Here is a 19,281-nt window from a genome sequence, read left to right on the forward strand (position 1 = left end):
GGATGGAACGGCGCGCGCTGCTCACCGCCGCGGCCGGCCTCCTGGCCACCGCCGCCACGGCGACCGCGTGCACCGGCGGCGCTACGCGTGGTTCGGGGGGTACGGGAGGCTCGGGAGGTACGGGAGGCTCGGGAGGTACGAGCGACAAGAACGGCGCGGGCGGCGGTACGACCCCCACGGCCACCAACAGCCCTGCGACCACATCCCCCGGCCGCGGCCCGAGTTGGGACGCGCTGGCGAAAGGGCTCGACGGGTATCTCGTACGGCCGGACGACGCCGCGTACGAGACCGCCCGGCAGCTCTACAACACCCGCTTCGACAGCCTGAGGCCCGCGGCCATCGCCTATGCCGAGGGCGAGGACGACATCAAGGAGTGCCTCGCCTTCGCCAGGACCCACGGCACGCCCGTCTCCATCCGCGGCGGCGGCCACTCGTACGCGGGCTGGTCGAGCGGCGACGGCCGGCTCGTCATCGACGTGACGCGGCTCGACTCGCTGCGGGACGCGGCCACGGACGGCACGGTCGGAGCCGGAGCCCGGCTCGCCGATGTCTACCGGGCCCTCGCGGACGCGGGCCGTACGATCCCCGCCGGGTCCTGTCCCACCGTCGGCATCGCCGGGCTCACCCTCGGCGGCGGACACGGCGTCGCCGCCCGCGCCTACGGCCTCACCTGCGACAGCCTCGCCTCCGCCACCCTCATCACGGCCGACGGCAAGCGGCTGACCGCGGACGCCGAGCAGCACACGGACCTCTTCTGGGCGCTGCGCGGCGCGGGCAACGGCAACTTCGGGGTCGTCACCGAGCTGCGCTTCCGTACGCACCCGGCGCCCCCGGCCGTCGCCGCCTCCGCGAGCTGGCCGTGGTCGAAGGCCGACGCCCTGCTCGGCGCCTGGCAGGAGTGGGGCCCCGACCAGCCGGACGAGATCTGGTCCTCGCTCCATCTCAACGCCGGTCCGGGCGGTGTCGCCCCGACCCTGTCCCTCTCCGCCTTCTCCCTCGGCGGCGAGGACGAACTGAAGAACGCGCTCGACCGGCTCGCCGACGGACCGGGAGGCCCCGGCCCGGCGCGTTTCATCTCCGTGCGGCAGCGCGATTACGAGGAAGCGATGCTGATCTACGCGGGCTGTGCCGGCTACACCGAGGAGCAGTGCCGGCTGCCCGGTACGACCCCCGGCCGCGGCGAACAGGGCGCGCTCCGGCGCGAGACGTACTCCGCCGCCTCCGACTTCTACGTCCGCCCGCTCTCCCCCGCAGGCCGGCGCGCCCTCATCTCCGCCTCCGAGACCTTCACCCGGCTACCGGCGTCCGCGGGCGGCAGCGGCTCCCTCACTCTCACCGCGCTCGGCGGCGCGGTCAACCGGGTGGACCCGCTCGCGACGGCCTTCGTCCACCGGGGTTCGCGGGTGCTGGCGCAGTACATCGCGGGATGGGAGCCGGGCACCTCCGGATCGGCCCAGCGCGCGTGGCTGAAAAGCACTCATGGATCGATGCGCCGGTACGCCTCGGGCGCGGCGTACCAGAACTACACCGACCCGACGTTGCCCGACTGGCGCACGTCGTACTACGGCGCCGCCGCGGACCGGCTGGCCCGGCTGAAGACGCGGTACGACCCCGACCGCCTCTTCGACTTCCCGCAGGCGTTGTGAGCCGCCGTCGGCCGTTTTCGTAGCCCGTACGGCTCACCTGGGTGGCGGCGAGGGCCAGTTGACGATGATCTGTATCTAGTGCCGCGACCGGCAAGGTTTGCCCGTCGAGGAGCGGCGGCCGGTGCGTGTGATCGCAAGGCGGCCAGAAGTCCTGGTAGCGGAGCTACCTGGGCTTTTGGCCAACGCCGCGAGCGCGCGTGCCGGCCGCCGCGACGGGGCAAACGTTGCCGGGAGGGGCACTAGCAGGCGGGGGGCCGGTAAGCGGGGGGCTCATCCCGACTCGCAAGGGCGGACCCATGCACGGACCCACGCACGGACACGGATCCCGGATAGCCGCGCTCGCCGCGGCCACCGTTCTCCTTCTCGCGCTCGGCGGCGCCGCCGCCACGGCTGTGGACAGGCCCACCGAACCGCGTCAGCTGACCCTCATCAACACCGCCGTCGGCCGGGTGCTCGCGGACAAGATAGGCAACCCGCTCTATATGCGGACCGCCGACGAGCCGGACAACCCGGACTGCACGGACGACTGCGCCGACGCATGGCCGGCCGCGATCGGCTATCCGACGAAGGGGCGGGGAGTCACCAGCGACACCGCCCAGACCGTGCTGAACGCGGAGAACAGCGATCAGCCACAGGTCATCTACAACACGCACCCGCTGTACTACTACTCGAAGGACCAGCCGCACCTGCCACGCGGCCAGCACGTGGACGGCTTCACTCTCGTCGCCCCGAACGGTGCCGCGATGTTGCTGCCGCTGAGTTCGGGCCCGGATCCGGATCCGACGGTGTCGGGGACGACCTCGTCCACGTCCAGGGCGAAGCCCCCGGCGAAGCCGGCGCAGACCAAGGCAGCCCCGCCCCCCACACGTGCCCCCACGAAGGCACCCACGAAAGCAGCGCCGAAGACGCTCCCGAAAGCCCCCACAAAGGCAGCGCCGAAGGCGCCCACAAAGGCGCCCACAAAGGCAGCGCCCAAGGCAGCCACCAAGGCACCTACGAAGGCGCCGGCAGCACCGGCGACCAGGGCTCCGGTGGCACCGGTGGCACCGGCGACCAGGGCGCCCACCCCCGCCACCCGCGCGACCCCGACTCGTACGGTCCCGCCCGCGGTCCCCCGTACGACCACCGCCGCGTCCACCGCCCCCCTCGGGGCCCTGACGATCACGCCGTCCGGCCCGGCGCGCGGAGGCGCGCGTCATCTGACCGCCGCCGACCCGTCGGGTCACTACGGCGCGGCCGAACTCTCCCTCGCCATCGGGGCCACCGCCGCGGCCTCGCTCGGCACGATCCTCGTGGTGCGCCGGTTCCAGCGCCGTTCGACGGGGGGACAGCACTGACCGGAACGGCGGGTCGGGCGGACACATCCAGCAGCGACGGCAGCACCGGCGGGTCGGCCAAGCCGACCGAACCGGTCAAGCCGGACAGGGCGACCAAGGTCCTCTTCGTCGTAGCGGCCCTGTGCGCGACGGCCGCCGTACTGCTGCATGTGTTCCTGCTCCGGCCCGCGCCACAGACACAGGCGCTCCCGGAACCGCGTATCGTCCAGGTCACGGACCCGCCGTCCGCCCCCGTACGACTGCGCATCCCGGCGCTCCATGTGCGGGCGGAAGTCCTGCCGCTGGCACTCGACGACAAGGGCACGCTGGACGCACCGGGGTTCCGGAACGCGATGAAGGTCGGCTGGTTCGCCCTGGGACCGCGCCCCGGCGAACGCGGCCCGGCGGTCCTGATCGGCCACCGGGACGCCCCGGCGAACCCGGGCACCGCCCCGGTGCGCAACGGTCGCGACGACATCAAGAACGCCGTCTTCGCCAAGCTGGGCCGGCTGCGCCCCGGCGACGCGATCGAGACGGAGTTGGGCGACGGGCGGAGGTTGACGTTCCGGGTGACGGCCGTCGATACGTACCATACGGACCGATTCCCGACGGAACGGGTCTACGGACCGGTGACGACCCCGCAGCTACGGCTGATCACCTGCGGGGGAGTCATCGACGCCAATGGCCACTGGGACTCGAACGTGGTGGTCAGCGCGGTGGCGGACTTCTAGGCCCTGTCTGAGCCGGGTCCGGGAGATCGCCCAGGACCTCGGTCCTGGAGATCGTCCGGGACGTCGTGCGACGTGACCGGCTCAGGCGGCGAGATTGTTGTCGTCGGGGCGCGGCTCGGGGAGACCGAGCGGCCGCGTCCCGCCGACCGCCCCGGCGCCCGTACCGGCGGCCAGATCCGCCTCGCGGGCGGCCCGCGACCGTACGAACCACCCGACGCGCGGCGACCGGGAGATCGCCGACACCAGCGGGGTGAGCAGGGCGAGAGCGAGCGGGGTGAGCAGCAGGGCGACCGCCGTACCGAGGGCGAAGCCGCCGATGACATCGGTCGGGTAGTGGACCCCCATGTAGACGCGGCAGAAGCCCGCGAGGAGGGCCAGACCGATCGCCGCGAGACCGAGCTTCCGGTGGGCGATGAAGACACCGACGGCGATGGCCATCGCCATCGTGGCGTGGTCGCTGACGAACGAGAAGTCCGTCTTGCCCGCCACCAGGACCTCCAGGCCCTTGTGGTCCAGGAACGGTCTCGGCCGTTCGACGAAGCCCCGGATCGGGACATTGATCAGCAGCGCGATCCCGGCGGCGAGCGGCGCCCAGACCAGCCCGGCGACGGCCGTGACCGAATCCTCCGCGGACCCGCGCCTGCGCACGCTCCACCAGCCCCAGAGCCCGATGAGCACGAGCCCGAACATGATCCCGTACTCACCGACGAACTCCATCACGCGGTCGAACCACGTCGGGGCGTCCTGGGCGAGTCCATTGATGTCGTAGAGCAGGCTGACATCGGGGTTCGACCCATCCAGTACGAGTCCAGCCATCTGCCGCGGGCCCCTTGCCTTCTTGTCGCCTGCCGCGCCACACCTTCGTGGGCGACGCCTCTACCAACCCCCGTGGTCAGTACGGAACATGCTGCGCGATCAGCACCGCAGCTGTCGTCCAGGGAACGGCCTACGCGCCGCGTACGTTCCGTTCTCTACCGAACGATCACCATGACGTTATCGAAGAGTGACACATAGTCGCAGCTCAGGGCCGCGTCCGGACGGAGAGTTCCGGCCACGGCCGACCGTCGGACCCTCCGGAGTCAGGCGGACGGCCGGTTCGGGGGCAGATCGGTGGGCAGCGATTTCGCGCCGTCCTCGGTGACGCGGGTGGCCCCGAAGTAGTCCGGGGTGTCGATCTTGTCGAACCGGATGACGGCCCCGGTATACGGCGCGTTGATCATGTACCCGCCACCCACGTACAACCCCACATGCCGGATCGCCCGCGAATTGGTGAGATCGTCCGAGAAGAAGACGAGGTCACCGGGGAGCAGCTCGTCCCGCGAGGGATGCTCGCCGGCGTTGTACTGGTCATTGGCCACCCGAGGGAGCTCGATCCCCACGGTCCGGTACGCGGCCTGCGTCAGCCCGGAACAGTCGAACCGCCCGCCCTGCTCGGCGGTCCCGTTCCCACCCCAGAGATAAGGCGTTCCCAGCTTCTGCTGAGCGAAGTAGATGGCCGCGGCGGCCTGCTTCGAGGGCTCGACCCGCCCGACGGGCCTGGCGAAGCTCTTCTCCAGAGTCCGGATGATCTTGACGTAATTCTGCGTCTCGCGATACGGCGGCACACCGCTGTACTTGATGACGGCGTACGCCCCGGCGTTGTACGCCGCCAGCATGTTGTTGGTCTGATCGCCGGGCACGTCCTTGACGTATCCGGCCAATTCGCAGTCGTACGAGGCGGCCGAGGGAATCGCGTCACGCGGATCCCAGATGTCCCGCGTCCCGTCCTTGTTCCCGTCGATCCCATGGGCTTCCCAGGTTCCGGGGATGAACTGCCCGATGCCCTTGGCGTTGGCGGGGCTCTGCGCGCTGGGGTTCCAGCCGCTCTCCTGGTACAACTGCGCGGCGAGCAGCGCGGGGTTGATGGCGGGACAGAGGTTGCCCCACTGCTGCACAAGCGGCTGATAAGCGGCAGGCACGGCCCCCTTGGCCAACCCCACAGCCCGCCCGCCCCCGCCCACACCCCCGACGAGCCCGGCGGCGGCGGAGTAGGTCCCGACGACGAGCAGAGCGACAAAACTCAACCCGAGCCCCCCGACAGCGGCCACGACGAGCCATGCCTTACGCACCGTCACACACCCTCCGCGTCAGGGCCACTGTCGTGGGCCAGTGTAGGCGCGGAGGGAACGGATCAGGAGGCGGATGACGAGGACGTCGGAAGAGACGCCTTGGATGACCAGAAGTCGTCGTGGACGTCGGGGGGCTGCGGGTAGTCACCGGCGCGCTGGGGAGTGTTCGGCTCGGTCGCCGGATCGGGCACCGCCGATTCCGTGAAACACGGGGTGGTGATGGAGAAGAAGAATTGGCCTTCGCCTCCCACGGCCACCCTCAGCCGGAAGTCGTCCGGCGTCGCAGCATAGATGGCGGGTAATTCACCACTTGCCCGCACACCGGTAATCCGATAGCCCCGAGCGCTCCAATCACGTTCCACCACACCGAGCAGATTTCCACGTCGCTCTTTGGAAACAATGGTCATGATGGAAATCCGGCGCTTTACCGAACCAGTCCCCGACGAGTCGTTTTTGACGTCGGTGCAGATTTTATCGTTCGAAGGACCGTGGTTCCACCGTAGTTCCGGCTTCACACCCGACAGGGTGCGCTGCATGATCGCATCTGCTTCCTCAGCAGCCCGCCGCATATCCACGTCAGAATATTTCCCCTCTGGATGTCCAGTACCGGAAGCAGCACTGCATCCAGTCGCGAGCGCCAGTGAGATCGCAATGGAGGCGAGTCGCAGATTGGTCATCGGCGCTCCTGAGTACTCATCTCGTTTCCACGACCGGCAACGATCAAGGCAATGTTGTCAGCGGACTCTTCATCCTCGATCGGATCGAAGTAGTGGGAGTGCGCGGCAAAACCCCCGCCGTCCCTGACGGGACGCGGCCCGTCCTCCACCCTGAAGCGCTGGGCCCCGAAAGCCTCATGCGCCGGATCCGTCCCATACCAGATCTCCCTGTCATCGGCCTGCGCGTCCTGCGCGAAGTACGCCGCCGCGCCACCGCCGACCGCACCGGCAGCCGCCCCGACCGGACCGCCCAACGCGGCCCCCACCACCGCCCCACTGGCCGCGCCCGTCGCCATGCCACGCGCCTCGGTCTTCGCCGGCATCGCGGTCACGGGATCGTTGTCCGCCGCACCCACGAACACATGCTCTCGTCCCACACCCAACTCGTCCGCGGACTTCGCTCCCGTCCCCGGACTGCCCAGCAGAATGATGTCGTCCGCCCCCGGCACACCACCCGGCCGCTGCGCCGCCTGGCCGACCGTGAGCGAGCCATAGGAGTGCCCCACCGCCGTCACATGCGGATCATCATTCTCGTTCGTCGCCGAGATGCCCGACATGAACTCGTTGTACGCGACCGCTCCGACCCGTGCTTGATCAGCGAACATCACATCCGCATTTCCCGTGATGTCCCTGGCGGACAATTGCGGAGCGTCGTACCCGAGCCAAACGATCGAGGCGCTCGAACGATCGTACTCCTGCGCCCCGATCGCCGTATCCCGCGCCCTCTTCAGATCATTCCTCACGAAATCCTCGTCCAGCGCCGTCCCCAGCCCCGGCACATACGCCGAGACATTCCTCGCGGTATCCGGATTCCCGTACGAGACGATGGCCCGCCCGTTCCCCTCGTCCCCGATCCCCAGCAGATACATCGGCGGATTTCCCCCGGCCCGCAACTGCTCGTCGATCGCTCTCAGCCCCGCCAGCCGCGTCCGCACCCGCTCATCGTCCCCGCCCTGTCCTTCCCAGCCCTCCAACCTCCCGATCAGCAACCGCAAGTTGTCCCTGTTGGCCGCGTCCCTCGCCTCCGCCGGGATCCCGTCCAAGTTCCCGATCTCCGCCGGGAAAACCGCCAAGTACTCCTCGCGCCGCTCCTGCGTCAGTCCGTCCCACCACGCCTTCCGCTCCCCGGGGGACCTGTCCACCGGGATGGCGTCCCGCAGGTACTCGTCCGCCAGCCCGCGCACCGCAGTCGTGTCACCGCTCACGTCCGCCCACATGGCGTCGGTGACGCGCAGACCGTCGCGCGCCGTCAGCTTCCGCAGCGCGCGTGCGTACCGAGCGTCGATCTCCCTCGCCTCGGCGACCGCTCGCGCGATGGCGTCGGCGATCTCCTGGGCCCCGGCCGCGTGGGGGTTCGGGCTCGTCAGCGTCTGCGGTGGGGCCAGCAGCGGCGATACCGCGCTGCCGGCGGCCGTACCTCCCGGGAGCTTCTCCCTCGTCAGCGTGTTCTCGCCCGCCGCCGGATAGCTCACCGAACCGTCCTCATGGACCGTGAACTTCAGACCGCACGCGGTCTCCAGTGCCTCCCGCAGCCTCCGCTGAGGCACCCTCAGCTCGGCGGCGAGGCTGTTCAGGGTCGTACGGACCAATCCGCACTCGGTGTAGACGTACTGGAAGTTGCGGCTCAGTCCGCGCAGCCGCGCCACCGCCGCGTCCGCCGCCTCGCCGTCCTGCGTGGCGGCGAGGCTCGCGACGAGCTGTTTGTCGATCCGGTCCCGTGCCGCGTCCGCCCGGTTGCTCGCCGTGCCCCAGCTGTCGGCCGCCCCCTCCAGCGCCGAACACCTCACCTCGGCCAGCTGACCCCATGTCAGCAAGCCGCCCTCGGCCCCGCCCAGGGCCCCTCCCACAGCCCCGCTCACCGTCCCCCACCACCGGCCGCCTTCGCGAAGGTCGCGGCGATCACCTCGTCGGTCTCCCCCAAGTCCCTCGCGACCGCGCGCAGCTGCCCCGCCAGACTTCCGCACTCCCCCATCGCCGCGTCGATGCGCCGCTCCCACGACCTGCGCACCGTCCACAGCACCGCCGCGACGCCCAGGCCCTCCGTACCGGCGGCCAGCCCCTCGTGCGCGGCGGCGAACTCGGCTCTCACCGGGCCCATGTGCGTACGCAGCGCCTCGGCGGCCCCCGCCGCCCGGATCCAGGGCCCTCCGCTGTGTCTCAAGCCGGGACCGCCACCGTCGCCACCGCCACCACCGCCGCCGTCGCCGCTGCGCGGAGCCGGGACGCCCCCGGTCATATCGATCAGCCGCTGCCAGTTGTCCGAATACGTCGAACGCTCCGAGAACTCCCCATGTCCCGTCATGCCGCACACCTCTGTCCGTTCCTCAGCTCGCGATCTCGGGGCACTTTCCCAAAGCCGGACACGGAGGAATCCCGCACGCGTGCGCGGCTCCACAGGCGGTACGCACGGCGCGGATGCTTGCGGCCACAGGGCATCCGGCCGTCGGCCGGACAGCGCGGCGGCGGTGCCAAGTTCACTCGTACGGTGGGCAAGGAGCGGCAGCCGGACCGAGTCCGGGCTCCAGCGGTTCGACGCGCCTCGGAAGTGCCCGGGACCACAAAGGTGTAACAACGACAGTCATTGCCCGGAGTCACGCTCCGTGATACACAGAGTTACCATATGCGTCCTCGCATACCCGATCCGTGACTGATCGGGGCACCGTCGTCGGTCATATGTGCGGGGATCGGGTAAAGAGAGCCGCCAAGCGGCTTACGAAGGCGGTTCCATCAGCGAAGATAGAGAGTGACCCGTGCCATGGGGCCCGGGCGTGAACGACCCAACAGGGGCGGTGAGTTACATGTACCTGGCGGCCGAAAAGGGCGACATCACCACCATCATCGGTGGCATCGCCCCGAACTGGGGCCCTTTCGGGACACTTGGCAACGAGGCCCGGATCATGATCGAGGTCGTGATGGCGGTGGCCATCCTGCTCTGCCTCGGCATCGCGATCTGGGGCGCGGCCAAGCAGCGGATCGGAGCGACAGCGCTACGGGACACGTTCAGCGCTGAGCAGGGCAAGGGTCTGATCGTGGCCGGACTCACCGGTGTCTTCATCATCGGCTCTCTGGGCACACTCTTCACGATCGTGTACGGGATGGCCGTCTGACCCGCATCCGCCTCGCCCTTCTCCCTCTTCCCTCTTCCCTCTCCCTGCCAACTCCTCCTCCCTCCCGTCCCGCCGGTCCGCACCGGGCGTGCCCGGGTTCACCCTCAACACCACCCGTCCGTCGCACCCACCGGCTGAGGTTGCGTCTCCCTGATGTCGAGTCACCACACCGCGCCCGCGCGGGAACCAGCACGGCTACCGTCGTACTACGCGGACACCGCGGACACCGCGGGACCGCAAACGTCTGAGGGGGCGTACGCGGCATGAGCTTCGGCGACGAGCACGGCTACGGCGGCGACTCGGGCCGTACGGACGACGGCTTCGGCGGCACGGGACAGACGCGTACCCGCCTGCCCGACGGCAGAAGCGGCGACATGTACGGCGGCCCCCGCCGCCCGGCGCGCAGCTCGCGCTCGCTCATCACCGTGGTGGGCGTCGTGGTCCTGCTCATCGCGGCTATCGCGTTCGCGAACCGCGGTGGCGGGGGCGATGCCTCCGACGGCGGCAAGGGCGCGGCCGGACCGGGCGCGGACCCGACGGCGGCGACGGGGGTGAAGCCGGTGACGGGGAAGAACGGGGAGATCCCCTCGGGGTTCGCGCGGGACGAGCAGGGGGCGGCGAGCGCGGCGGCGAACTTCGCGGTGGCGCTCGGTTCCGACGGCATGTTCAGGAAGGACAGCCGGCACGGCATCGTCGACACCGTCTACACCCCTGAGGCGGCGGGCAAGCTCAAAGGTCCGCAAGACGCCGCGTACTCAACGGCGTTCCTTCAGAAGCTCGGGCTGGACGCCGACGGCAATCCGCCTCAGGGCAGCACGTTCGTCACTCGCACGATCCCGGTCGGTACCAAGGTGGAGAGCCTCTCGGGAGACACGGCCAAGGTGTCGGTCTGGTACACGGGCCTGATCGGGATGTCCGGTCCCGACTCCACGGACCCGGTACGCACGACCTGGAAGACCTGGACCTTCGACCTGCGGTGGCTGGGCGACGAGTGGAAGGTCACCGCCGACTCGCAGAAGGACGGGCCGGCCCCCGTCCCCGGCGATGTCGCGGCCTCCACCGCGGACGAGATCAGCAAGGCTGTCGAGCAGTTCGGAGGCTTCACCTATGCCAGGTAGCTCTCGGCGCCGCGCGCGGTCGCTCGTCACCGTGCTGGCGGGCGTGCAGGCCGCGCTCTTCCTGTTCGCGTCACGGGCGGTGGCCGCGCCGACTCCGTCGCCCACCCCGAGTCCCTCCTCCTCCGGGGACTGCAGTCTGCTCTCGGGCCAGGTCCAGGAGCTCTGCGAGAACGGCGAGACCGGAGACTCCAGTTCCCTCGTACCCAGCGCCCCCGACACCCTCGACCCCCTCTCCTCCCTCGCCCGCGGCTGCGGCGACGCCGCCGCCTGGATCGTCGGGAAGCTCAGCGGCGCCGTCAAAGAGACCGCCAACGTCGACTTCACCAACGCCGCCTTCCTCCGCCAGTACGCCGTCGTCTTCGCCGCCTCCACCGTCCTCACCCTCGTCCTCTGGCTCCTCGCCGTCGCCAAGCGCGCCATCCGCGGCGTCCCCCTCACCACCGCGATCTCCGAGGCCATCGGATTCCTCTGGCTGACGGTCCTCGCCTCCGCCTTCACCCCCCTGATCCTCTTCACGATCGTCTCCGCGACCGACGGCGTCACCCAGGTCGTCTCCAGTTCCACCGGCGGACAGACCGACGTCTTCTTCGGCGGCTTCGCCGAGGCTCTCAAGAAAGGCGACGACATCGGCGGCGGGCCGATCATGCTGATCGTCGTCTCGCTCGTGTCGATCCTCGCCGCCGGGGTGCTCTGGCTGGAGCTGGTGATCAGAGCCGCGCTCCTGTACGTAGGGGCGCTCCTCGGCACCGTCGTCTACGCGGGGCTCGTCGACAAGAACATGTGGGGGCACGTCCGCCGCTGGGCCGGGATCATGATCGCCGTCATCATGGTCAAGCCCGTCATCGTGATCGTCCTCGGCCTCGCCGGGGCGCTCTCCGCCGACAGCGGGCCCGACGCGGTCTCCGCCGTCGTGTCCGGTCTCGCCATCATCCTGCTGGCGATCTTCGCCTCCGCGATGATCTACCGCTTCGTGCCCGGCTTCGGCGACGAGATCGCCTCCTCCCGTTCCAACCGGAAGCAGGCCACGGACGGCTCCCAGGCCGCCGCCGTCATCAGCTCCCCCGCCGCTCTCGTCTCCCAGGGCATCAAGACCCACAGCAGCCGCAACCACCAGCAGGGCGACGGCAGCGGAGGCGGCGGAGGTGGCCGGCCCGCCAATGCCGTCTCCGGCGGCGTCGCCGCGCACAGCTCGCGCGGCTCCTCGTCCGGGGGCGGGGGCGGCGGGCCCGTGCCGTCCCCCGCGCCCCCGCCCCGCGGCGGCGGCCCGACCAGCGGCACCCCGCACAGCTCACGCGGCACCGGTAGCGGCAACAACAGCACAGGAGGTAGAGGGCGTTGACGACCCAGTCACCACCGATCGCGCCCCGTCGCACGTATCTCATCGGCCGCGCCAGGCCGAACGCGATCGTCGGCAAGAACCGCGAGACCGGCGAGATCGCCCTGATCATCGCCGGCGCCTTCGTCGGCATGATGTGCGGTCTGCTGGTCCCCGTCCTGTCCCTGCGGATCGTGACGCTGACGGGGTTCCCGCTCATCGCGCTCGCCGCGGTGTACGTGCCGTACAAGCACCGCACGTTCTACAAGTGGTTCGAGATCAACCGCAGCTACAAGCGCAGCCTGCGCCGCGGTACGGTCTACCGCTCCGCCGCCATGGAGGCCGGTACGAGCCTCGACGGCCGCGAGGTCGAGGTCGGCCCGCCCCCGGGCATCGGCCGTATCAACTGGCTGGCGGCGCCCTTCGGCCCGGACGAGATCGCCGTCCTGCTGCACGCCGACCGCCGTACCGTCACCGCCGCCATCGAGATCGAGGGCCCCGGCGTCGGGCTGCGCGACAGCGAGGACCAGGAGGCCCTCGTCGACCGCTTCGGCACGCTCCTCAAGCATGTCGCCAACGGCGACGGCTTCGTCACCCGGCTCCAGATGCTCGCCCGTACGCTGCCCGCCGACCCCGACGCGCACGAGAAGGACGTGGCCCAGCGCGGCGACTCCTCCTCCCCCGGCTGGCTCCGCGATTCGTACGACCAGCTCCAGTCGATGGTCTCCACCTCCAGCGAGCAGCATCGCGCGTATCTCGTCGCGTGCATGCACTACACCCGCGAACTGGCCGCCGAGGGCCAGGCCATGGCCCGCGCCGCCCGTCAGGCCGGCGGTACGAAGAGACTCGACCGGGACGCGGGCCTCGCCGTCGTCATGGCCCGTGAGCTGACCGACATCTGCGCCCGGCTCGCCGAGGCGGACATCCGCGTGCGCCAGCCGCTCGGACAGGGCCGGCTGTCCTCCCTCGTGCACTCGATGTACGACCCGGACCACCCCATCGACCACATCCAGGCCATGACGAAACGAAACGCCTGGCCGGCCGAGCTGGACGCGATGGAACCGACGTATCTTCAGGCCAAGACGCGCGAGTCGTCCACGCGCGCGCCCTGGTGCCACTCCACCGCCTGGGTCAAGGAGTGGCCGATGACGCCGGTCGGCGTGAACTTCCTGGCCCCGCTGCTCGTCCACACCCCCGATGTGATCCGTACGGTCTCGGTCACCATGGACCTCGAACCGACCGAGATCGCCATCGAGCGGATGCTGACCGAGAAGACGAACGACGACGCGGAGGCGAGCCGCGCCGCCAAGATGAACCGCACCGTCGACCCGCGCGACATCGCCGCGCACGGCCGGCTGGACCAGCGGGGTGAAGATCTCGCCAGCGGGGCGGCGGGGGTCAACCTCGTCGGGTACATCACAGTGTCGTCCAGGTCGCCCGAGGCCCTGGCCAGGGACAAGAGGACGATCAGGGCGTCGGCCGGCAAGTCGTATCTGAAACTGGAGTGGTGCGACCGCGAGCACCACCGCGCCTTTGTGAACACGCTGCCGTTCGCGACCGGCATCCGCCGTTAGCGCGGTTCATCGCCTCCGACCGAGCCATACCGTCCGTACCCTCACCCTCACCCTCACCGTCACCGACACCGCCGATAGCCGACGAGCCGAAAGGGGCCTGTGGTGCGAGATCCGCTGTCCGTCCTCACGGATGCCTTCACCAGCTTCCTCTTCGGGAAGGTGGAGACGACCCGGCTGCCCGTCCGTACGTCGACGGGCCAGGCCCAGGCCGTCTATCTGCCGACCGCGGCCCCCGGCCTCGGTGACTCCGGCGTGATCATCGGCCGCGAGGTCTACAGCGGCAAGGGATACATCTACGACCCCTTCCAGCTGTACGGGCAGCAACTCCCCGCCCCGCACTGGCTCGTCCTCGGCGAGTCCGGCAACGGGAAGTCGGCGCTGGAGAAGACATACGTCCTGCGTCAACTGCGCTTCCGCGACCGTCAGGTCGTCGTCCTGGACGCCCAGGGCGAGGACGGCGCGGGCGAGTGGAACCTCATCGCCCAGGAGCTGGGTATAACCCCCATCCGGCTCGACGCGATGGCGGCCCTGGACCACGGCATCCGCCTCAACCCCCTCGACCCGGCGATCACCACGACCGGGCAGCTCGCCCTGCTCCGTACGATCATCGAAGTCGCCATGGGACACGGCCTGGACGAGCGCTCCGGCTTCGCGCTCAAGGTCGCGCACGCCTATGTGAACGAGACGATCATCAACCGCCAGCCCGTGCTGATGGACATCGTCGAGCAACTGCGCCACCCCGAGCCCGAGTCGGCCGAGGCCATGAATGTCGACCTGGACGATGTACGGGCCTGGGGCCTGGACGTCGCGCTGGTCCTCGACCGGCTGGTCGACGGTGACCTGCGGGGCATGTTCGACGGACCGACGACCGTCGGGATCGATCTGGACGCCCCCCTGATCGTCTTCGACCTCTCGCACATCGACCGCAACTCGATCGCGATGCCGATCCTGATGGCGATCGTGGGCGTCTGGCTGGAACACACCTGGATCCGCCCCGACCGCAGGAAGCGCATCTTCCTGGTCGAGGAGGCCTGGCACATCATCAACTCCCCGTTCGTCGCCCAGCTCTTCCAGCGGCTGCTGAAGTTCGGCCGGCGGCTCGGTCTGTCGTTCGTGGCGGTGGTCCACCATCTCTCCGACGTGGTCGACGGCGCGGCGGCCCGGGAGGCCGCGGCCATCCTCAAGATGGCGTCGACCCGGACGATCTACGCCCAGAAGGCGGACGAGGCGAGAGCCACGGGCCGGGTGCTCGGTTTGCCTCGGTGGGCGGTGGAGATCATTCCGACCCTCACGCCCGGTATCGCGGTCTGGGACGTCAACGGCAACGTCCAGGTCGTCAAGCATCTGGTGACGGAAGCGGAACGGCCCCTGGTCTTCACCGACCGGGCGATGACCGAGAACTCCCAAGCATCGGACGCCGCGGACGCCCTGGAACTGGAAGGCAGACTGCCGGACGACATGCGGGCCGCGGAGTGGGAGGCGGAACAGCGGGCGGCCCTCCTGGAAAGGCAACGGCAGTTGAACGAGTCCTCCGAGTCGACGGTGGCGTGACCATGCCGCGTCACCACGACGGTCAGCACTACCAGGGGGACGCCCGGAGCGGTGGGATCCCCGACGGACTGCTCGTGGGTCTGCTCGGCTTCCTGCTCGGGCTGGCCGTGCTGGTCTGGACGGCGACCGGACTCGCGGGGTTGTTCACCCACGGCGCCTGGCCGCGGGGGGTGACCTTTACGCGCACGCCGCTGGCGATACGTCAGCTCGTGCAGGCGCCGCACGACATCACGGGCGCCTGGCCGGACACCCCGGCGGGGGAACTTTCCGGATACGGCCTGTTCTGGGGCCTGCTGATAAGCCAGATGATGGTCCTGGTCGTGCTCACGGTGTTCGTGCTCGGAGTGGCGACCCGCTACCGCGTGGTACGCGCGCGCCGACGGGATGCCGTATCGAACCAGGCACCGAGCCGGGCGCCGAGCCGGGCGCCGGCCCCGGACCCGGCCCCGACGCTCAGCAAGGAGCGATACCTGTCGGACGTCGCGACGACGGCCGTGCCCAATCCCCCGTCGGTACCAGAACCAGCACCGGCGCCTACCTCTGTCCAGGCTGCCGCCCCCGCACCCGCTCCCTTCCCCACGGCCGCTCCCTTCCCCATCCCCGCTCCCGCTCCCGCACAGGCCGCCGCCGTCCCCGCCCCCCGCGTGCGATACGGCGACCCCCTCGCCCGCCGTCCAACCGCCGTCCAGGCCGTCCTGGACGCCGAGGGACCGGCCCTCGTCGTCACCTCCGACCCGACCGTGTGGTCCGAGACCAAGGACGCGCGGGCCAAGCTCGGCCCCGTCCTCGTCTACGACCCCGGCCATGTCTGCGACACCCCGGCCCGGCTCCACTGGTCCCCCACCGCCGGATGCGACGACGCCGCCACGGCCGCCGCCCGTGCCGCCGCACTGCTCTCCCCCGTACGCCCGCACGCCCTGCTCGACGCCGCCATGGCCGACACGGCGGAGACGCTGCTGCGCTGCTGGCTGCATGCCGCCGCGGTGGAGTCGCGGCCGTTCAAACAGGTGCACCGCTGGGCACAGGGCAAGAACGCCCATGAGGCCGTCCGGATCCTCCGTACCCACCCCAAGGCCGCCTCCGGTCTCGCGGGTCTGCTGGAGTCCGCGCTCACCGCGCATCCCGAACGCCGTGAGGTCTCCCAGCAGTTGACGGCCCGTGCGCTGTCGTCCCTGTCCTCGATCCATATCCGCGACTCCTGCACACCCAACCGAACCGATTCCCTCGCGCTGGATTCTTTTGTGAACGAGGGGGGCACTCTGTATGTGGTGGGTGAGCCGATCGAAGATCCGCGCTCCCGCCCGGGTGCGATGCCTCTGCTCACCGCACTCGCCTCGAACGTGGTCGAGCACGGCCGCCGCATGGCCGCACGGTCATCTGACGGTCGGCTCGACCCACCAATGACCTGCGTCCTGGACGATGTCGCGGCCGTGGCCCCGCTGCCCCAGCTTCCGGAGCTGCTCTCCACCGGTCATGACCGTGGTCTGCCGACCCTGGCCCTCCTCCGGTCGCGACAGCAGGGCCTGGACCGCTGGCCGCACTATGAACTGCCGGTCCCCGACAGCGTCTGAGGTACGGAGAGGCCCGTACGGCTCGCACACGCTCGGGAAGGCCCGTACAACTTCACGAAGGCCCGTACAACTTCAAGAAGGCCCACACCCCGCTCGCCACGAACTTCTCCACCTCGGCCGCGCTCAGCCGCACCGCGCCGAAGAACGACTCCAGCGTGAGGCCGCCGATGAGCAGGCTCAGATGCCGTGCCGCCGCGTCGGCGTCATCGATGTCGAACAGCCCCTGACCTGCGAGCACGCGCAGCCGCTCCGCGAGATCGGCGCGTACCGCCAGCGGGCCGACGCGCTGCCACTCCTCGATCACATCGGCCGGCATCCGCGGCCCCTCGGTGATGATCTGGCGTACGAGCGCGAAGTGTTCGGGGTGCTTGGAGTTCTGGCCGACCCAGTCGCGTCCGAGGGCCAATAGGTCCGCCTCGATGTCGGCCGCCCTTCCGAAGTGCCGGAAGTGCCGGTCGAAGAGGTCCGTGGAGTCGGCCGTCACGGAGGCGGCGCTCTCCAGGAAGACCGCGCGGAAGAGTTCTTCCTTGTCGGTGAAGTGGTTGTAGATGGTGCGCGTGGAGACACCCGCCTCGGCGGCGATCGCGTCGACGCTCGCCCGCGTGTACCCCTCGCGCCCGAAGACCGTACGCGCGCCCCGCTCGATGGCCTGGCGTTTCTCCAGCAGCCCCTTGCGCGGCAACCCCGTGCGCGGAGGCTTTTGTGCACCCGAGCCCCGCGCCGCCCCCGCCTCCTGCTCTCGTTCCCGCTCCCGCTCCCCGCTCGCCATGGTGCGCCCCCCTCAGAAATTACAACGCCCGTTGCAATGATTTCCATACACGTTGTACTTTACCTTCATGTCCCACGCACAGGCCGAGGACCCGGCGGCCGAGGCCCACGCGGCCCCGCCTCGCAGAAGCCGCGTCGCGCCGACCCTCGCGGTCGTCCTGCCGGACCGGCGCTGCTGGTCCACCAGTTGCTCCGGCCTCCGCGCACCCGCCGCCGCACCACACCGCAAGTGCCGGCGACCGGACACCAGCAGCCACCAGCAGCAGCCACCTCGGCCTCATCCAACACGCTGACCTGACTTGATCCGCCCCGACCACATAGCGCCCTTGAGGAGCAACGCCATGTCCGCCCTGTCCACTCAGCCGACCAACCCGGCCGACCCGATACAGCTCGTCGTCATCATCGGCAGCACCCGCGAAGGCCGTCTCGGCCCCACCGTCGGCCACTGGTTCACCACCCTGGCCGCCGACCACAGCAGCACCGAGGTCGACCTCATCGACCTCGCCGACACCGAACTCCCCGCCGTCCACCCCGACTGGGGTACGGAACCCACCCCGGCCCTGGTCGAGCTGTCCGCCCGTCTCGGCGCGGCCGACGCGTTCGTCGTCGTGACACCCGAGTACAACCACAGCTTCCCGGCGATCCTGAAGCACTTCATCGACCTCCACCGCGAGGAATGGCAGGCCAAGCCGGTCGGTTTCGTCTCGTACGGCGGCGTGGGCGGCGGGCTGCGCGGCGTCGAGCAACTGCGGCTGGTCTTCGCCGAGCTGCACAGCACGACGGTGCGCGAGACCGTCAGCTTCCACAAGGTCACGAGCGATGTCTTCGCCCCCGACGGCACGGCCCACGACTCGGAAGGCGCCGCCGGAGCCGCCAAGACGATGCTGGACCAACTCGACTGGTGGGGACGCGCGCTGCGAACGGCGCGGACGGAGCATCCGTACAGCGTCTGACGATCCGCCCTCCCCAGGAGGAATCCCACCAGGAGGAATCACCGGGAGAAGTTTCAGGGGCGGTCGATCACCAGCTCCAGTTCCTTCCCGGGGGCCACCGAAGGCTTGCCCTCCAACGACAGAGACCTGCCGGTCGGTACGAATCCCAGCTTGCGATAGGCGGCCTGTGCCCGCGCGTTCCCCTCGTGGACATGGAGCCGCACGCGCGCGAGCCACGGCTCGTCCAGCGACCACGCCCAGTCGAGCGCGGCATCGACCAGCGCCCCGAGCAGCCCGGTCCCACGCTGCTCGGGGCGTACGAACACCGCGACGAGATGCCCCTGCGCCCGCTCGGACGTGGCCCCCAGGAAGTCCGTTCCGCCGGCCTCCTCGATCAGCAACGTCACCGTCCCCGACCATGTCCCGTCCGGCGCCTCGGCGATGAACTGCCCCGCCCTGACCCCATGCCGGGGCGAGGTCCCGGCCGCCCGCGCCTGCCAGAAGGAATCGGGCTGTTCCAGAGCTTCTTCGTGCGTCTCAAGGAATGCCACCGGCGCTGCCGGATCCTGGAGCGAGGCGAGACGGATGTCCTTGGCCTTTGCCCATTCGTCGGGCCGTACGGCACGAATCACGTGGTTCATCCACCGATCCTCCACGCCACGCGGCCTCTCACGCAACGAGATATCACCGGTGAACCCTGTAGGACCCCGTAGAAACCCCCATAGAACGCAGGAATGCCCTGCACCAGAAGGTGCAGGGCATTCCCACAACAATTGTTCGGCAGCGTCCTACTCTCCCACAGGGTCCCCCCTGCAGTACCATCGGCGC

The 19,281-nt window shown here is 69.9% G+C and carries 17 protein-coding genes; 10 read left to right on the forward strand and 7 right to left on the reverse strand.

What is annotated here, in order from left to right:
- Positions 1 to 2: 2 nt before the first annotated feature.
- From ACIRQP_RS27040 to ACIRQP_RS27050, 3 genes are all read left to right on the forward strand, one after another.
- The gene (locus ACIRQP_RS27040; protein ID WP_403893767.1) at positions 3 to 1,646 is read left to right on the forward strand and encodes an FAD-binding oxidoreductase; all 1,644 of its coding nucleotides are present in this window, start codon (positions 3 to 5) and stop codon (positions 1,644 to 1,646) included.
- A 296-nt stretch (positions 1,647 to 1,942) separates the two neighbouring features.
- The gene (locus tag ACIRQP_RS27045; RefSeq protein WP_403893769.1) at positions 1,943 to 2,983 is read left to right on the forward strand and encodes a hypothetical protein; all 1,041 of its coding nucleotides are present in this window, start codon (positions 1,943 to 1,945) and stop codon (positions 2,981 to 2,983) included.
- 149 nt (positions 2,984 to 3,132) lie between these two features.
- Entirely contained in the window at positions 3,133 to 3,693 is a 561-nt protein-coding gene (locus ACIRQP_RS27050) for a sortase domain-bontaining protein (RefSeq protein ID WP_403893771.1), read from the forward strand.
- Positions 3,694 to 3,774: 81 nt separating this feature from the next.
- Here the strand turns inward: ACIRQP_RS27050 and ACIRQP_RS27055 are convergent, their stop codons facing one another.
- The 5 genes from ACIRQP_RS27055 to ACIRQP_RS27075 form a co-directional block, all read right to left on the reverse strand.
- Positions 3,775 to 4,509 carry a phosphatase PAP2 family protein gene (locus ACIRQP_RS27055; RefSeq protein WP_403893773.1) on the reverse strand — a complete coding sequence of 245 codons (735 nt, stop codon included), beginning with the start codon at positions 4,507 to 4,509 and terminating at the stop codon, positions 3,775 to 3,777.
- Between the two features lie 263 nt (positions 4,510 to 4,772).
- The gene (locus ACIRQP_RS27060; protein ID WP_403893807.1) at positions 4,773 to 5,801 is read right to left on the reverse strand and encodes an NlpC/P60 family protein; all 1,029 of its coding nucleotides are present in this window, start codon (positions 5,799 to 5,801) and stop codon (positions 4,773 to 4,775) included.
- Between the two features lie 62 nt (positions 5,802 to 5,863).
- The gene (locus ACIRQP_RS27065; protein ID WP_403893775.1) at positions 5,864 to 6,478 is read right to left on the reverse strand and encodes a hypothetical protein; all 615 of its coding nucleotides are present in this window, start codon (positions 6,476 to 6,478) and stop codon (positions 5,864 to 5,866) included.
- Positions 6,475 to 8,376, reverse strand: coding sequence for an alpha/beta hydrolase (locus ACIRQP_RS27070; protein WP_403893777.1), 1,902 nt, complete (start codon positions 8,374 to 8,376; stop codon positions 6,475 to 6,477). The genes ACIRQP_RS27065 and ACIRQP_RS27070 overlap by 4 nt, the downstream gene beginning before the upstream one ends.
- Complete coding sequence (locus ACIRQP_RS27075; RefSeq protein WP_403893779.1) at positions 8,373 to 8,819, reverse strand: hypothetical protein; 447 nt, start codon at positions 8,817 to 8,819, stop codon at positions 8,373 to 8,375. The genes ACIRQP_RS27070 and ACIRQP_RS27075 overlap by 4 nt, the downstream gene beginning before the upstream one ends.
- A gap of 496 nt (positions 8,820 to 9,315) precedes the next feature.
- On the opposite strand from ACIRQP_RS27075, the gene ACIRQP_RS27080 reads away from it, so the two are divergent.
- The 6 genes from ACIRQP_RS27080 to ACIRQP_RS27105 all read left to right on the forward strand — a co-directional run bounded on the left by ACIRQP_RS27080 (position 9,316) and on the right by ACIRQP_RS27105 (position 16,753).
- Positions 9,316 to 9,624 (forward strand): hypothetical protein, encoded by a 309-nt coding sequence (locus ACIRQP_RS27080; protein ID WP_030353484.1) that lies wholly within the window; start codon positions 9,316 to 9,318, stop codon positions 9,622 to 9,624.
- 263 nt (positions 9,625 to 9,887) lie between these two features.
- Positions 9,888 to 10,742 (forward strand): hypothetical protein, encoded by an 855-nt coding sequence (locus tag ACIRQP_RS27085; protein WP_403893781.1) that lies wholly within the window; start codon positions 9,888 to 9,890, stop codon positions 10,740 to 10,742.
- Positions 10,732 to 12,081, forward strand: a complete 1,350-nt coding sequence (locus ACIRQP_RS27090; protein ID WP_403893783.1) for a hypothetical protein — start codon at positions 10,732 to 10,734, stop codon at positions 12,079 to 12,081. The genes ACIRQP_RS27085 and ACIRQP_RS27090 overlap by 11 nt, the downstream gene beginning before the upstream one ends.
- Positions 12,078 to 13,631: an SCO6880 family protein gene (locus tag ACIRQP_RS27095; RefSeq protein ID WP_403893785.1), complete on the forward strand. Its 1,554-nt coding sequence runs from the start codon at positions 12,078 to 12,080 to the stop codon at positions 13,629 to 13,631. The genes ACIRQP_RS27090 and ACIRQP_RS27095 overlap by 4 nt, the downstream gene beginning before the upstream one ends.
- 102 nt (positions 13,632 to 13,733) lie before the next feature.
- Positions 13,734 to 15,182 (forward strand): ATP-binding protein, encoded by a 1,449-nt coding sequence (locus ACIRQP_RS27100; RefSeq protein WP_403893787.1) that lies wholly within the window; start codon positions 13,734 to 13,736, stop codon positions 15,180 to 15,182.
- Positions 15,183 to 15,184: 2 nt separating this feature from the next.
- Positions 15,185 to 16,753, forward strand: coding sequence for a type IV secretory system conjugative DNA transfer family protein (locus tag ACIRQP_RS27105; protein ID WP_403893789.1), 1,569 nt, complete (start codon positions 15,185 to 15,187; stop codon positions 16,751 to 16,753).
- Between the two features lie 52 nt (positions 16,754 to 16,805).
- Here ACIRQP_RS27105 and ACIRQP_RS27110 read toward each other — a convergent pair whose 3' ends face one another.
- Positions 16,806 to 17,522, reverse strand: a complete 717-nt coding sequence (locus tag ACIRQP_RS27110; RefSeq protein ID WP_403893791.1) for a TetR/AcrR family transcriptional regulator — start codon at positions 17,520 to 17,522, stop codon at positions 16,806 to 16,808.
- 340 nt (positions 17,523 to 17,862) lie between these two features.
- Between ACIRQP_RS27110 and ACIRQP_RS27115 the strand changes: the two genes are divergently transcribed.
- Positions 17,863 to 18,474, forward strand: a complete 612-nt coding sequence (locus tag ACIRQP_RS27115; protein ID WP_403893793.1) for an NADPH-dependent FMN reductase — start codon at positions 17,863 to 17,865, stop codon at positions 18,472 to 18,474.
- Between the two features lie 53 nt (positions 18,475 to 18,527).
- Here the strand turns inward: ACIRQP_RS27115 and ACIRQP_RS27120 are convergent, their stop codons facing one another.
- Positions 18,528 to 19,094, reverse strand: coding sequence for a GNAT family N-acetyltransferase (locus ACIRQP_RS27120; protein WP_403893795.1), 567 nt, complete (start codon positions 19,092 to 19,094; stop codon positions 18,528 to 18,530).
- Positions 19,095 to 19,281 lie beyond the last annotated feature (187 nt).

The organism is Streptomyces sp. NPDC102274 (assembly GCF_044766385.1).
In the GTDB taxonomy this organism is placed as follows: Bacteria; Actinomycetota; Actinomycetes; order Streptomycetales; family Streptomycetaceae; genus Streptomyces.

What these genes read in the sequence shown, in the direction of transcription:
- ACIRQP_RS27105 (WP_403893789.1), top strand. Translation starts at nt 15,185, where the DNA reads ATGCCGCGTCACCACGACGGTCAGCACTACCAGGGGGACGCCCGGAGC.
- ACIRQP_RS27040 (WP_403893767.1), top strand. Translation starts at nt 3, where the DNA reads ATGGAACGGCGCGCGCTGCTCACCGCCGCGGCCGGCCTCCTGGCCACC.
- ACIRQP_RS27120 (WP_403893795.1), bottom strand. Translation starts at nt 19,094, where the DNA reads ATGAACCACGTGATTCGTGCCGTACGGCCCGACGAATGGGCAAAGGCC.
- ACIRQP_RS27085 (WP_403893781.1), top strand. Translation starts at nt 9,888, where the DNA reads ATGAGCTTCGGCGACGAGCACGGCTACGGCGGCGACTCGGGCCGTACG.
- ACIRQP_RS27075 (WP_403893779.1), bottom strand. Translation starts at nt 8,819, where the DNA reads ATGACGGGACATGGGGAGTTCTCGGAGCGTTCGACGTATTCGGACAAC.
- ACIRQP_RS27045 (WP_403893769.1), top strand. Translation starts at nt 1,943, where the DNA reads ATGCACGGACCCACGCACGGACACGGATCCCGGATAGCCGCGCTCGCC.
- ACIRQP_RS27115 (WP_403893793.1), top strand. Translation starts at nt 17,863, where the DNA reads ATGTCCGCCCTGTCCACTCAGCCGACCAACCCGGCCGACCCGATACAG.
- ACIRQP_RS27090 (WP_403893783.1), top strand. Translation starts at nt 10,732, where the DNA reads ATGCCAGGTAGCTCTCGGCGCCGCGCGCGGTCGCTCGTCACCGTGCTG.
- ACIRQP_RS27055 (WP_403893773.1), bottom strand. Translation starts at nt 4,509, where the DNA reads ATGGCTGGACTCGTACTGGATGGGTCGAACCCCGATGTCAGCCTGCTC.
- ACIRQP_RS27080 (WP_030353484.1), top strand. Translation starts at nt 9,316, where the DNA reads ATGTACCTGGCGGCCGAAAAGGGCGACATCACCACCATCATCGGTGGC.
- ACIRQP_RS27065 (WP_403893775.1), bottom strand. Translation starts at nt 6,478, where the DNA reads ATGACCAATCTGCGACTCGCCTCCATTGCGATCTCACTGGCGCTCGCG.
- ACIRQP_RS27110 (WP_403893791.1), bottom strand. Translation starts at nt 17,522, where the DNA reads ATGGCGAGCGGGGAGCGGGAGCGGGAACGAGAGCAGGAGGCGGGGGCG.